The sequence below is a fragment of the Variovorax sp. UC122_21 genome (assembly GCF_044056785.1).
Taxonomy (GTDB): domain Bacteria; phylum Pseudomonadota; class Gammaproteobacteria; order Burkholderiales; family Burkholderiaceae_C; genus Variovorax.
On record NZ_CP172004.1, the window covers coordinates 4,795,037 to 4,808,532 of the forward strand.

The following is a 13,496-nucleotide window of genomic DNA, read 5'->3' on the forward strand; positions in this document are numbered from 1 at the left end:
GTTCCAAGCCCGCCGCCACCCCCCCGATCCGCCGCATCGCCCACCTCGACATGGACGCCTTCTACGCGTCGGTCGAGCTGCTGCGCTATCCGCAGCTCAAGGGACTGCCGGTGGTCATCGGCGGCGGCCGGCGCAGCGTGGACGAAGCCATCAGCCGCCTGCCGCCCGGCGGCACGCTGGCCGACATCCCGGTCGATGCCTTCGCGCGGCTCAAGGACTACGTGGGTCGCGGCGTGATCACCACCGCCACCTACCCGGCGCGGCAGTTCGGCGTGGGCTCGGCCATGGGGCTCATGAAGGCCGCCAAGCTGTGCCCGCAGGCGATCCTGCTGCCCGTGGACTTCGAGGAGATCCGCAAGTACTCGCGCGGCTTCAAGTCGATCATCACCGACATCGCACCGCTGATGGAGGACCGCGGCGTGGACGAGGTCTACATCGACTTCACCGAGGTGCCCGGCGGCCAGCGCGAGGGCGGGCGCACGCTGGCGCGGCTGATCCAGAAATCGATCTTCCAGGCCACCGGCCTGACCTGCTCGATCGGCGTGGCGCCCAACAAGCTGATCGCCAAGATGGCGAGCGAATTCGACAAGCCCAACGGCATCTCGGTGGTGTACGAGGACGACGTGCAGACGCGCATCTGGCCGCTGCCCTGCCGCAAGGTCAACGGCATCGGACCCAAGGCCGACGAGAAGCTCAAGCGCCTGGGCATCGAGACCATCGGCGAGCTCGCGGCCTGCGAGCGCGGCTGGCTGATCGACAACTTCGGCAAGTCCACCGGCGCCTGGATGCACGAGGTGGCGTGGGGCCGCGACGACCGCCCGGTGGTGACCGAGAGCGAGCCGGTCTCGATGAGCCGCGAGACCACCTTCGAGCGCGACCTGCATGCGGTGCGCGACCGCGCGGAACTCGGCGAGATCTTCACGCGGCTGTGCGAGAAGGTCGCCGAGGACCTGCGGCGCAAGGGCTACGTGGGCAAGACCATCGGCATCAAGCTGCGCTACGACGACTTCAAGATCGCCACGCGCGACCAGACCATCGACCGCTTCACCGACGACGCGAAGACCATCCGCCGCACCGGCGGCCTGTGCCTGAAGCGCGTGCCGCTCGAACGGCCGCTGCGCCTCTTGGGCGTGCGCGTGGGCGCACTGGCGCGCGCGGGCAGCCCCGAGGCGCTGGCACCGGCCGGCGGCACGCAGCGCCCGGCCGCCGCGCCCGAGTCGGCCACGGCCTCGCTGTTCTGACGGCATGGCCTTCATCGCACGCTGGCTGCGCCGCTTCTCGCTGTTGCTGCTCGGCCTCGTGGTACTGATCGGGCTCTATGCGGGAACGGCGTTCGCGCTGGTGTTCTGGCCCAGCCATGCGAAGACCACCGCGCCGGAAGCGCCCTACGTCGAGGCCTGGGTGCTGACCAACGGCGTGCACACCGACTACGTGTTCCCGGTGCGCTCGACGCTGATCGATTGGCGCAAGCTGTTCCCGCTCGCCGACTTCCCGGCCGTGCCGCCCGGTGCCGACTACGTGGCGCTGGGCTGGGGCGACCGCGAGTTCTACCTGCACACGCCGACCTGGGCCGACCTCACGGTCTCACGCGCGCTGGGTGCGCTGTCGGGCCGCAACCGCGCGCTGCTGCACGTGAGCTACCTGCGGCGCGACCAGTTCGGCGCCGGCGCGTTCCGGCTGCCGCTGTCGATGCCGCAGTACCTGCGCCTGATCGAGCATGTGCGAAGCACCCTGCCCGCGGGCCAGGCGACCGCCATCGCGGGCGCGCACTACAACGCCCAGGACGCCTTCTACGAAGCCAACGGCGCCTACCACCTGTTCGAGACCTGCAACACCTGGACCGGCCGCGGCCTGCGCCGCGCGGGCGTGACGGTCAGCCGCTGGACGCCGTTCGACTTCACGGTGACCTGGCATCTGCAGCCGGCGCCCTGAGCGCGGCCGCCTATGTCTCAGGGCCGCGGCACGCCGCCCCGCCACTGCCCCCAGTTCGCCACGATGTGGTCGACCACGCGCGTGCCCACCAGCGCGATGTTCTCCACCGTCTCGGCGAAGCCGCCGGCCGTTTCGCCGGGCGCGGGGTCGAGGTGCTGCAAGGTGGTCTCGTTGGGATTGCCCTGGTCGAAGTTGACCGCGCCGCGCAGGCTCATCACGCGGTCGGTGCCGTGGGTGCGCTGGATCACGAGCGTGATCGCGGCGGCTTCCATCTCGGTGATCACGTAGTCGTCGGCGCCATAGAGCTTCGCGATGTACTGCGCCTGGTTCGACATGCCGGGGCCGTGGAAGAAGGTGTCGCCCGTCATGTGGGTGCCGGTGCCGACGAAGGGCGCGCGGCGCGCCGCGGCATCGGGATAGCGCAGCCGGTAGCCGCGCGCCGATTCCGAATCCTTGAGCGGCGTGTCGGCCGTGAGCTTCATGGCCCAGCCGACGAGCTCGGGGTCGAGCTTGAAGCGGCGGTACGACTCGTAGCCCTTGCGCGGCATGAAGGTAGGCTCGCCGGGCTGGTTCTCCTCGGGCGCCCAGCGGTGGCCGAGGTCGTAGTCGACCAGCCAGGTGGCCCAGCTCACCTCGCCGATGGTGCCGCGCGAGGGCGGGGTGCCGGCCACGCCCGAGATCACGTAGTAGGCCTGCGAGAAATCGAACTGCGGGTTCAAGAGGATCGCCTGCATCGAGGCCGAGGAATTGACCTTGCCCATGCCGAGCACCGCGCCGCAGACGCCGTCGGCATTGCAGAAGACGGGCTGCAACGCGCCGGGCACGGCCATCGGCTTCGCGCCCTTCCAGTAGCGCTCGTACCAGTGCTGGAACTCGCCCGCGCGGTCGCCGGTGTTCTGGCCGATCTCGAACATGGCGGCGACGAACACCTTCACCTTCACGGGCAGTTCGGCGCGGGCTTCGGCGCCGGGCGCGGGCGGCATGGTGGCGGCGCTGGCGGCACCGGCCAGCAGCGCGGCGGCGGCCAGTGCCGAGAGACGGGCGAAGCGCAGGGAGGGGAAAGACGGCATGGGGGACTCCGTGGATTCGAGGACGAGGGCAGGACACGCAAGCGCGGCCATCGCACCGGCGGCGCTCGCGGCGTCCTACAGCCGCGCATTGTCGGCGCTGGCACAACAGGCCTGTCTACACCACGCAACCACCATGCCGGACACAGCATCCTCCGCGAGACGGCCTCCGTCCAAGCCCACGCCGATTGCGAACGGGCTGGTCTATGTGAACCCCGACATGCCGGGCATCCGGCGCCTGCGGCACGGCGCGAAGTTCCGCTACCGCGACGCGCGCGGCCAGTGGGTGCGCGACGTGGACGAGCTCTCGCGCATCCGCATGCTGGCGATACCGCCGGCCTACGACGACGTGTGGATCTGCCCGCTGCCCAACGGCCACCTGCAGGCCACGGGCCTCGATGCGCGCGGCCGCAAGCAGTACCGCTACCACGCCGACTGGCGCGCGCTGAAGGACGAGACCAAGTTCGACCGGCTCGAGGCTTTCGCGCGCGCGCTGCCGCGCATCCGCGCGCGGGTGCAGCGCGACCTGCAGGCCGGCAAGGTCACGGGCGCGCCGGCCCGGGCGCAGGTGCTGGCCGCGCTGGTGCGGCTGCTCGACACCACGCTGATGCGCGTGGGCAACGAGGAGTACGCGAGCAGCAACGGTTCCTACGGCCTCACGACGCTGCGCAACCGGCATGCGGCGGTGAAGGGCGCGGCGCTGAACCTGCGCTTTCGCGGCAAGAGCGGCGTGATGCACGAGGCCACGCTCGAGGACCCGCGCGTGGCGAAGATCGTGCGCGGCTGCCAGCAGCTGCCGGGACAGGCGCTGTTCCAGTACGTGGGCGAGGACGGCGAGCCGCACAGCGTCTCGTCGACCGACGTCAACGACTACCTCGGCGAGGTGGTCGAGGGCCAGAAGGGCCTGGACGGCGAGCGCTTCACCGCCAAGGACTTCCGCACCTGGCACGGCACGGTGCAGGCGCTCGAGCTCACGCGGCTGGCCTGCGAGCCGGGCCGGGTCGCCTCGGACGGCAGCCGCTACACCGCGAAGGACATCCTCGCGACCGTGGCGCGCCAGCTCGGCAACACGCCCGCGGTCTGCAAGAAGGCCTATGTGCATCCCGCCGTGCTGTCGCTGGGCAGCGCGCTCGCGAGCACCGAGGCCGATGCGGCGTCGGCCCTGCTCGAACGCATCGCGGGGCGCCGCAGCGCGCGACCCTCGCGCGGGCTGCATGCGGCGGAGCGGCGTTTGCTGGATTTTCTGCAGGCGCATCGGCGCGAACTGCAGGCCGCGACGCGGCAGCGCAAGAGCGCGAAGCCCGTATCGGGCCCGACGACATCGTCGGAAAAATCGAAGCACGCGCCGCTGGCCGTGCGCAAGGCCACGCCAGCGCGGCCGCGCGTTCAGCCCGCGCCGAGCGAGAAGCGCACGCTGTCGCGCTCGAGCGCGATGCGGTAGCCGAGGTCCTCGGCCAGGCTCTGCAGCGCGATGGCGTCGATGGCCAGCGCGCGTGGTGCGCGGTGCGCATCGAGCACGGGATTGACGGCGCTGGCCTCGCGCGGCAGCGCCGCGAAGCGCAGGCCTTCGGCACCGTCCGCCTCGATGCGGATCGCGCCGGCTTCCGGCGCGCCATCGTGCAGGTAGCCGAGCGCGCCGAGGAACAGATAGCGCAGCGCGGCGGCCGCGGGCCAGCGCTTGTCGTTCTCGCCAGCGGCGAGCGCATCGTCGACCTCGAGCGACACGCCATGCAGGTCGAAGGCCGCGCGCATCAGCGCGACGCAGCGCGCCACGAGCGCGGCGCGCGTGATGCCGTCGTCGGTGGTGGCCAGCTCCCAGTCGCGCAACGAGCGGATGCCTTCGACCAGTTCGGACACCTGGCCATCGACCAGGCCCATGCGTTCCTCGCTGACGGCACGGTCGATGGTCTCGGCGGCGAGCTGGCGCTTGAGCATCAGCAGCGCCATACGGATCACCGACACCGGCGCCGCCATGTCGTGGCGCAGCGCGGGCAAGGCACGGGTCAGGAGTTCATGGCGCACGCCGGCGGCGATCCAGCTGCGGGCTCCAGGAGAGGTCTTCATCGCGCCGCGGCTCCGGCCGCGGGAGCGGCGTGTGGATGGCGATGCCCGGAGAACGGGCCGGAAGGAGGGGCGATGAGGAGGGGGAGGTTCAAGGGAAATGTCCCGGTGCGAGGCAAGCGACAGAGTATCGGCCGCGCCTCGCCGCCCGGGTGTAGGAACCTGCCTACGCAGGTTCTCGCTCGCCGGAGATCAGGGCTTGCCGAGGTAGGTCCGCACGTCCTTGACCTCGACGCCGGCGGCCGCGACCGCCGAGCGCAGCTGTGCCTCGGTAACGCCCAGCGTCTGGGTCCAGTAGCGCATCTCGTGCGCCTCGTTCACGTTGATGCGCGAGCGATCGGGTTGCCCGCGTTGGCTCAGGTCGTCTGCCATGGTGCTGTCCTCCAGGATGGTTCAGGGAATGGACAGCAGACTGAGTCCGATCGATGACCGCGACGGAAAGACCGCAGCGCGTCCCTGTGCAGGACATGTCCGAAGCGAGACGAGGCGATGCAAGACGCGCGCGTTCTTCGCTCAGTCGAACAGGCGGCCGTTGCCCGGCGAGCGCGCATCGAGCCCGGCCTTGCGCACGAGGTCGCGAAAGCCCGCGGGCGAGCTCGAGACCACGGGCACCTTCAACACCGACTCGAGTTCGCGCACGGCATCGAGCGTGACGAGTCCGCCGCAGGAGATGAGGATGCCGTCCGCACCGGGCCGTGCTTCGAACACGCGGCGACCCAGGTCCACCAGCACCTGCGTGCCGACCTGGCCGACCGCCTGCACATCGGAGATCGACAGGCCCTCGACGGCCAGCGGTTCGAAGTCGCACTGTTCGAGGTAGCGCCGCAGCTGCACGTTGACCTCGTCGATGTAGGCGGTGGCCACGGCGACGCGCTTCAAGCCGAGGCTGCGCAGTCCTTCGACGATGGCGTTGCTCATGGTGGTGCACGGCAGGCCGGTGGCACGCGACATCTCGACTTCGAGTTGCCGGTTGAAGGCGGCGCCACGGAAGAAACTCAGCGAGGTGCCCATGAGCGAGATGGCGCCGACGCCCTCCTCCTTGAGTTCCAGCGCCTTGTCGATCACCGAGTCGATGACTTCGGTGTAGCCGCGGGTGGAGATTTCTCCGAGGCCCAGGCCGCGTGCGCTGAAACGGATGCGATCGCCGTAGAGAAGCGGGCCGTCGATGGGGACTTCGCCGGCTTTGGGGGGGACTATGAGGCCCAGGTGCTGTTGGTTCATCTCTTCTGTTTCATTCAGTTTGGGGTCTGGGGCGCGTGCACAGGGCATCGGGTACTTCCCTCCGCGAATGTCCCCCGCCCTTCGGGCTCCTCCTTTATTTCGCTGCGGGAAGCACCCGATACCCTGTGCACGAGACGCGCTCGGGTTGGGCGGCCGGTTCTACGGCCGTGCCCAGGCTCACGTCGATGGGGTACTCCCCGCAGCGAAATAAAGGAGGAGGCCGCAGGCCGGGGGACATTCGCGGAGGGGAGTACCCCGTCGGCGTGAGCCCGCCCCGGACAAAAAATCACCCCCCATCAGCCACGATCCGCTGCTCGGTGATGATGCGTTTCCACCGAACCGTCTCCTCGGCCATGTCCTTGCCAAGCTGCGCCGACGTTGCATAGGCCCGCAAGGTCCCCTGCGCCGCCGCGGCAGTTCCAGCATCGGGCGCGTCGAGCACCGTCTTCACGGCGGCGGAGAACCGCTCGACGATCTCGTTGGGGCGTTCCCGCAGGCGCGAGCACGAAGATGCGCGGCGCCACATCGAACCCCGGCAGCGCATCGGCCAGCGGGGCGATGTTCTCGCCCCCTTCGAGCTTCGCGCTGTTCATCAACGCCACCGCGCGCAGCTTGCCGGCCTTGGACTGCGCCATCGCCGCCGTTGCGCTGACCACGCCGATCGGCACCTGGCCGCCGATCACGTCGGGCACGATCTGCGCGGCGCCGCGGTACGGCACATGCACCACGAAACTGCCGGTGGACTGCTTGAGCATCTCGAAGCCCAGGTGCTGCACCGTGCCCACGCCCGAGGTCGCGAAGGAGAAACGGCCCGGGTTCGCCTTGAGCTGGGCGACGAATTCCGCTGGCGTCTTCGCGGGGAAGTCGTTGCCCGTGACGATCATCAGCGGCGAGACGAAGGCACCGGCCACCGGTTTGAAGCTGGTGAGCGGGTCGATCGCGATCTTCGGCTGCAGCAGCTTGGCGATCAGCAGGGCGCTGTCGCCCATCATCAGCGTGTAGCCATCGGCCGGCGCCTTGGCGACGAAGTCGGCCGCGATGAGGCCGGTGGCACCGGTGCGGTTCTCCACCAGCACCTGCTGGCCCAGCACCGCGGGCAGGCGCGCGCTCAACAGGCGCGCCACGGCATCGACACCGCCGCCGGCCGAATAGCCGACGATGAGGCGGATCGGCTTGTCGGGGTACTTCTGGGCCCAGGCCATGGGCGCCGCGAGCAGGCCCGCGAGGCCGAGGATGGTTGCGGCGCGCAATGCCAGACGACGCGGGTGAGGGATCGTGGGTCTTGTCGTCTTCATCGTTCAGGCCTTGCCCTTGCCGCGCGAGGTCGGCAGCTTCGCGAGTTCGCGCACGCGCTCGGCATTGGGCGCGAAGCCCAGGCCCGGCGTCTCGGGCAGCGTGAGCCAGCCCTGATCGGGCACCGGCAGGCCGTCGAAGATCTGCTCCAGCATCTTGACCGCCACGTAGTGGTACTCGACCAGCCCGCCGTTCGACACGCCCGCATGCAGGTGCATGTTGTGGAAGGGCCAGGCGCCGCCGTTGTCGATCGGCACGTTGAAGGCCTGCGCCATGCCCGCGATCTTCAGGCACTGCGAATAGCCGCCCGAGATCGTCACGTTGGGCTGCAGCACATCGGCCGCCTGGTTCACCAGCAGGTCGCGGAAGCGGAAGGCCAGGCCCTCGTTCTGCCCGCAGGCCAGCGGGATGCTGGTGCGCGCGCGCAACTGGGCCATCTGGCGCACGTCGTTCTGCGTCAGCGGCTCCTCGAAGAAGCTGATGCCGTAGGGCTCGATGCGGCGCGCGAGCTCGCTCGCATGGAACAGGTCGAGGCCGCAGTTGGCGTCGACATAGAGCTTCACCTCCGGGCCGACCGCCTCGCGCACCGCGGCGACGCGGCGCACGTCCTCGGCGATCACCTCGCCGATCGGCCGCGGCTCGTCGCGGCGCGCGAGCGCATGGCCGCCGACGGTCATCTTCAGCCTGCGAAAGCCCCGCTCCACCCACAGCTTGGCGGCGGCCGCGAGCTGGTCGCGCTCGAAGAAGCCGAAGCCGAAGGTCGCATACACCGGCACCCTGGCGCGCGCGCCGCCGAGCAGGCGCCACAGCGGCTGGCCCAGCGCCCTCGCCTTCAGGTCCCACAGCGCGATGTCGAGCGCGGCGATGGCATGGCTCGCGTAGCCGGTCTGGCCGCGCGGCGACAGCAGCCAGTAGAGCTTGTCCCACAGGCGCTCGGTGGCCATCGGGTCCTCGCCGATCAGCGCCGGGCCCGCCACCTCGCGCACCGCGGCGGCGATGATCTCCTCCTCGGTGATGGCGGTCATGCCGTGGCCGACGAGGCCGGTGTCGGTCTCGATCTCGGTCAGGCACAGCGACAGCGAGGTCTTCTTGTCGAGCCCCAGCACATCGATGGCGACGGGAATGTTCAGCGGCGTGGCGCTGACGCGAACGATCTTCAAAATTGTCTCCTTCGTTGTGCGCGCATCTTTGCGCGCACCCCGGCGCAGAACAATTCGTTTTTGGCGGGCTCGAGCCTTCGCGCCGCGCGAAGGCTCGCGGCTCAGTCGGGCCGTCCGAGATGCTCGAGCACCGAGCGCGCGGCCGCGGTCAGGTCCTGCTGCCGGCGTACGCACAGCAGGTGGCGCCGCACGGCCCAGGGCGCGTCGAGCTTGAGGCAGCGCAGCTTGAGGATCTGCAGCTGCGGCAGGATCGCCGCGTAGGGCAGCACGCCGATGCCCACGCCCTGCTCCACCATGCGGCACACCATGTCGAAGCTGCCGACCTGCATGGCGCACCTTGAGCGGCAGCTGCGCCTCGAGCGCGGCATTCAGCAGCACGCGATGCAGCGCCGTGCCTTCGCGCACCACGATGTGCTCGTGGCGCAGCACCTCGTCCGCGCCGATGCGCTTGCGCCGGCCCAGCGGATGGTCGCGCGCCACCACCACGGCGAGTTCGTCGCTGCGGTAGGGCAGGCATTCGAGCGGATCGGCCGGCGTGTTGCCCTCGATCACGCCGATGTCGGCCAGGCCGGCCTGCACCGCCTTCACCACTTCCGTGCTCGCGCGCTCCTGCAGGTCGATCTTGAGCACCGGATGCAGCCGCAGGAAGGAGCCGATCTGCGCCGGCAGGAACTGCGCGATGGTCGAGGCATTGGCCGTGATGCTCACCACGCCCGCCACGCCGTTCTGGAAGTCGTCGAGCTCGGCACCGAGCCGGTCCATGGCCGAGAGCACCGCGCGCGCATGCAGCAGCAGGCCATGGCCCGCCGACGTGAGCGTGACGCCGCGCGCATGGCGCACCAGCAGCGGCAACCGCGCGCGCGCCTCGAGGTCCGAGATGCGCTTGCTCGCGGCCGCGAGCGCGAGGTGGCAGCGCTTGGCGCCCTCGCTGATGCTGCCGTGATCGGCAACGGCCACGAACAGGCGCAGCGAACGGGTGTCGGGGGTCATGCGGGCAGGATGCCACACGGGCCGGACTCGCCCTGGCGAGCGGCCGCGGAAAAGAAAAGGCCGCTGGGGACAGCGGCCTTTTCTTTCGTCTTCGCTTGCGTTCTGCGGCGGGTCTTGCGGACCCATCGAAGAAGCAAAAATTTGGAGCGGGAAAAGAGTCTCGAACTCTCGACCTCAACCTTGGCAAGGTTGCGCTCTACCAACTGAGCTATTCCCGCGAAGCCTCAGATTATATGCCCAAAAACGCAGTTTTCGAATCCGGGCCAAAAAAATCTTCAAAAAACTTCGGCGACACCGGTCCGACTACTGGCGCGCCGTGCGCACGTTGGCCGGCAGCGCCTGCGGCCAGCTGGTGCGAAACGGGTTGATGTCGAGCCCGCCGCGCCGCGTGTAGCGCGCGTACACCGTGAGCTTGGTCGGGTGGCAGTGCTTCCAGATGTCGGTGAACATGCGCTCGGCACAGGGCTCGTGGAATTCGTTGTGGTTGCGAAAGCTCACGATGTAGGCGAGCAGCCCGGCCTGGTCGATGGGCGGGCCGCTGTAGCGGATCTGCACGCTGCCCCAGTCGGGCTGGCCCGTGACCAGGCAGTTGCTCTTGAGCAGCCGGCTGGTCAGCGTCTCGGTCACCGGCAGCTGCGTGGCGTCGCTCGAGAGCAGCTCGGGCGCGGGCTGGTAGTGGGTGCATTCGATGTCGAGCCGGTCGAGGTCCAGGCCGTCGAGCTCGTGCACCGGCTCGCGGTCGAACAGCTCGGGCGCGACCAGCTTCACGCCGATGCCCGCCGCGCGGTCGCTGCCGCGCCACAGCGCCTCGGCCAGGTCGGTGCGCAGGCGTTCGCGCACGGCCTCGGCGTCGGCGAAGGCGGTGTTGTTGAAGCTGTTGAGGTAGAGCTTGAAGGACTTGCTCTCGATGATGTTGGGCGTTTCGCAGGGCACGGTGAAGTGCGCGATCGCGAGCTGCGGCTTGCCGCGCGGGTTGAGCCAGCTCAGCTCGAAGGCGGTCCAGAGGTCGGCGCCGAAGAAGGGCAAGGCACCGGCCGCGATGCCCATGGCCTCGCGCTGGGTGGCGCGCGCGATCGGGAACAGCAGCGTGGGGTCGTAGCGGTCGGCGTAGGCCGACGCGCGGCCGAGCTGGACTGCTCGGGCGTGTTGGGGTTGGGTGTTGTTGGCGTCGTGGCTCATGGATGGCGGATGGCGTCGCGTTCAGGAACGGGACGATGTGTCTGGCAAGGATGGCGCAGACCTCGGGCGGGAGGTCGTGTCCCATGCCGGGAATGGGCACGAACTGCGCGCCGGGAATGCGGCGTGCCGTGTCCTGGCCGCAGGCGATGGGCACCAGCGCGTCGGGCTCGCCCGTGCAGCACCAGGGTCGGACACTGGATGCGGGCCAGCAGCGCGGGGCGCTCGGTGTCGGCGCCGATGGCGAGCATCTGGCGGAACATGCCGGCCGGATGGTAGGCGCGGCGCATGGAAAAGCGCAGGCGCTCGGCCAGCGCCTCGTCGGTCTGCGGATAGGCCGGGCTCTGGATCAGGCGCAGCAGGCGGATGCTGTGCGCGATCAGCTGGTCCTCGCCGCGGCCCAGCGGGCGGCGCAGCAGCATCGCGGCCACCTCGCGGCGCGGACCCGGCAGGCCGCGCGCGCCGCTCGAGCTCATGATGCTCACGAGGCTTAGCACGCGATCGGGCGCGGTCGCGGCCATGCGCTGCGCGATCATGCCGCCCATCGAGGCGCCGACCACGTGCGCCTGCGCGATGCCCAGCGCGTCGAGCACGCCGAGCGAATCGGCCGCCATGTCCTGCAGCGTGTAGGCCGAGCGCACCGGCAGGCCCAGGCGCAGCCGGATGCTCTCCCAGACGATGTTGCCCACGCCCTTGTGGTCGAAGCCTTCGCTCAGGCCGATGTCGCGGTTGTCGTGGCGCACCACGCGAAAGCCGGCGTCGACCAGCGGCTGCACGAAATCGCGCGGCCAGGCCACGAGCTGCATGCCCAGGCCCATCACCAGCAGGATCACCGGCCGGCCCTCGCCGCCGGTGTCGTCGACTTCGATCTGCAATCCGTTGGCCTGGACCTTCATCGTGGCTTTCTTGCGTTGCGGGCTAGCGGAACTCGCGTTCGCGCAGCCACTTGGTGGCGACCGACTTCTCGCCCGCGACCACGGGCGCGCCGCCGTGCAGCGTGCGGGTGGCGGGATCGGGATGGTCGTAGCTGAAGAACACGCCGGTGCCGCGCACCGGCGCGACCTCGAGGCCGACGTCGGGGAAGGTGGTGGCGCCGCCCTTCTCGGGCTCCTGCAGGTACATCACCAGCGTGGCGACGCGCTGGCCGCCGCGCTTGAGGATGGTGGGCGTGCCGGGCTCGCCGGGATCGAAGTAGTCGTAGTGCGGCCGGGTACCGCGCGCCGGGCGCGTAGCGCAGGATCTGCAGGCCCTCGCCGAACTCGAGCGGCCAGCGCAGCAGCAGCGCCAGGCGCTGCTCGAGTTGCCGCACGGTCTCGTTCTCGCCGCGCTCGAAGAACATGCCTTCGCTGGTGCGGTCCACGTTGAGCACCTCGCCGCCGGTCTTGGTCTCGACCGTGAGCGAGCGCGCGAGCCGCACGCGCGCGGCCGCGATCAGCGCCTCGCACTCCTCGGCCGACAGCAGGTTGCCGAACACGATCACGCGCGGATGCTTCATGGTCTGCAGCACCTGCACGCGGCGGTCGCCCACGTCGATGTACAGCGGCGAACCCTCGAGGTCGGGGCCCGGCATCGAGGTGCGCGGCGGCAGCGCCGACGCGGCCCTGGACTCGGGAAAGCCGGCCTCGAGCTGGGCCAGCGCGATGTCGGTGGCGGCATCGTGCCAGCCGGCCGCGCGCATCGAGGCGCGCAGCGCGGGCACCGAATGGCCGGCCGCGAGCTGGCTCACCAGCCAGTCGCGCAGTTCGGGACTCACCGCCTGCGTCATGCGCGCGCTCCGGTTGCCTCGCCTGCTTCCCTCACATCATTCATACGAGTTTTCTCCTGAAGACCAGCCGTTCGGCCGTGGACACCTGGGCGTCGAAACCATAACCCTCGAGATCGAATTTTTCCAGCGCCTTGGGCGTGGCCACGCGGTGCAGCACGGCCCAGCGCGCCAGCAGGCCCGCGCGCGCGCTTGGCGAAGAAGCTGATGACCTTGTAGCGGTCGCCCTTCCACTCCTCGAACACGCATTCGACCACACGCGCCTTGAGCGCCCTGGTGTCGACCGCGCGGAAGTACTCCTGCGAGGCGGCGTTGATCACCACCGGCGTGCGGTCGGCCGCCAGCCGCTCGTTGAGGTGCTCGGCGATGCGCGTGCCCCAGAAGGCATAGAGGTCCTTGCCGTGCCGGTTGGCCAGCGCGGCGCCCATCTCGAGCCGGTAGGGCTGCAGCCGGTCGAGCGGGCGCAGCACGCCGTACAGGCCGCTGAGGATGCAGACGTGGTCCTGCGCCCAGTCGAGTTGCGCGGGCGTGAGCGAGCGTGCGTCGAGGCCGCCGTAGACATCGCCATCGAAGGCGAAGGCGGCCTGGCGGGCGTTCTGCTCGGTGCTCTTGGGACGCCAGGCGGCATAGCGCGCCACGTTGAGGGCGGAGAGCTTGTCCGACAGGCGCATCAGCTCGGAGATCTGCTGCGGCGACTTCTCGCGCAGCAGCTTGATCAGTTCGACCGAGGGGCCCTTCGGGCTCTCGAAATGGGGTTGGGTGGCGGGGACTTCGGCGGGGACCGGGGTGTCGTAGTCGAGCGACTTGGCGGGAGAGAGCAGGAACAGCATCGCG

12 protein-coding genes, 1 tRNA gene and 3 pseudogenes are annotated in these 13,496 nt (G+C 69.9%); 3 read left to right on the forward strand and 13 right to left on the reverse strand.

Features of this window, described 5'->3' with window-relative positions; translation table 11 throughout:
* Positions 1-50: 50 nt before the first annotated feature.
* Positions 51-1,241, forward strand: a complete 1,191-nt coding sequence (locus tag ACHMXE_RS35245; RefSeq protein ID WP_395352936.1) for a Y-family DNA polymerase — start codon at positions 51-53, stop codon at positions 1,239-1,241.
* A gap of 4 nt (positions 1,242-1,245) precedes the next feature.
* Entirely contained in the window at positions 1,246-1,932 is a 687-nt protein-coding gene (locus ACHMXE_RS35250; protein WP_395348554.1) for a TIGR02117 family protein, read from the forward strand.
* 17 nt (positions 1,933-1,949) lie between these two features.
* On the opposite strand, the gene ACHMXE_RS35255 is transcribed toward ACHMXE_RS35250, so the two are convergent.
* Positions 1,950-3,002, reverse strand: coding sequence for a purine-nucleoside phosphorylase (locus ACHMXE_RS35255; RefSeq protein WP_395348555.1), 1,053 nt, complete (start codon positions 3,000-3,002; stop codon positions 1,950-1,952).
* Positions 3,003-3,135: 133 nt separating this feature from the next.
* Between ACHMXE_RS35255 and ACHMXE_RS35260 the strand changes: the two genes are divergently transcribed.
* Positions 3,136-4,440, forward strand: coding sequence for a DNA topoisomerase IB (locus tag ACHMXE_RS35260; protein WP_395348556.1), 1,305 nt, complete (start codon positions 3,136-3,138; stop codon positions 4,438-4,440).
* Here the strand turns inward: ACHMXE_RS35260 and ACHMXE_RS35265 are convergent.
* From ACHMXE_RS35265 to yaaA, 12 genes and pseudogenes are all read right to left on the reverse strand, one after another.
* Positions 4,386-5,063, reverse strand: coding sequence for a hypothetical protein (locus ACHMXE_RS35265; RefSeq protein WP_395348558.1), 678 nt, complete (start codon positions 5,061-5,063; stop codon positions 4,386-4,388). The two genes, ACHMXE_RS35260 and ACHMXE_RS35265, sit on opposite strands and share 55 nt — an antisense overlap.
* 189 nt (positions 5,064-5,252) lie before the next feature.
* Positions 5,253-5,432 carry a DUF3606 domain-containing protein gene (locus tag ACHMXE_RS35270; RefSeq protein WP_203204764.1) on the reverse strand — a complete coding sequence of 60 codons (180 nt, stop codon included), beginning with the start codon at positions 5,430-5,432 and terminating at the stop codon, positions 5,253-5,255.
* Between the two features lie 141 nt (positions 5,433-5,573).
* Complete coding sequence (locus ACHMXE_RS35275) at positions 5,574-6,281, reverse strand: arylmalonate decarboxylase (RefSeq protein ID WP_395348559.1); 708 nt, start codon at positions 6,279-6,281, stop codon at positions 5,574-5,576.
* A 296-nt stretch (positions 6,282-6,577) separates the two neighbouring features.
* Positions 6,578-7,576, reverse strand: coding sequence for a Bug family tripartite tricarboxylate transporter substrate binding protein (locus tag ACHMXE_RS35280; RefSeq protein ID WP_395348560.1), 999 nt, complete (start codon positions 7,574-7,576; stop codon positions 6,578-6,580).
* A gap of 3 nt (positions 7,577-7,579) precedes the next feature.
* A complete protein-coding gene (locus ACHMXE_RS35285) occupies positions 7,580-8,734 on the reverse strand; it encodes a mandelate racemase/muconate lactonizing enzyme family protein (RefSeq protein WP_395352938.1) in 1,155 nt (384 codons plus the stop codon).
* A 101-nt stretch (positions 8,735-8,835) separates the two neighbouring features.
* Positions 8,836-9,102, reverse strand: coding sequence for a LysR substrate-binding domain-containing protein (locus tag ACHMXE_RS35290; protein ID WP_395352940.1), 267 nt, complete (start codon positions 9,100-9,102; stop codon positions 8,836-8,838).
* A gap of 19 nt (positions 9,103-9,121) precedes the next feature.
* Positions 9,122-9,850 (reverse strand): annotated as a pseudogene (locus ACHMXE_RS35295) (LysR family transcriptional regulator); the annotation flags it as partial.
* Positions 9,851-9,866: 16 nt separating this feature from the next.
* Positions 9,867-9,942, reverse strand: a tRNA-Gly gene (locus ACHMXE_RS35300).
* 85 nt (positions 9,943-10,027) lie between these two features.
* Positions 10,028-10,903 carry an NADPH-dependent 7-cyano-7-deazaguanine reductase QueF gene (queF, locus tag ACHMXE_RS35305; protein ID WP_395348561.1) on the reverse strand — a complete coding sequence of 292 codons (876 nt, stop codon included), beginning with the start codon at positions 10,901-10,903 and terminating at the stop codon, positions 10,028-10,030.
* Positions 10,900-11,796: an alpha/beta fold hydrolase gene (locus ACHMXE_RS35310; RefSeq protein ID WP_395348562.1), complete on the reverse strand. Its 897-nt coding sequence runs from the start codon at positions 11,794-11,796 to the stop codon at positions 10,900-10,902. Before ACHMXE_RS35310 ends, queF begins: the two co-directional genes overlap by 4 nt.
* 22 nt (positions 11,797-11,818) lie before the next feature.
* Positions 11,819-12,665: pseudogene (locus ACHMXE_RS35315) on the reverse strand (2OG-Fe(II) oxygenase).
* 40 nt (positions 12,666-12,705) lie between these two features.
* Positions 12,706-13,492 (reverse strand): annotated as a pseudogene (gene yaaA, locus ACHMXE_RS35320) (peroxide stress protein YaaA).
* Positions 13,493-13,496 lie beyond the last annotated feature (4 nt).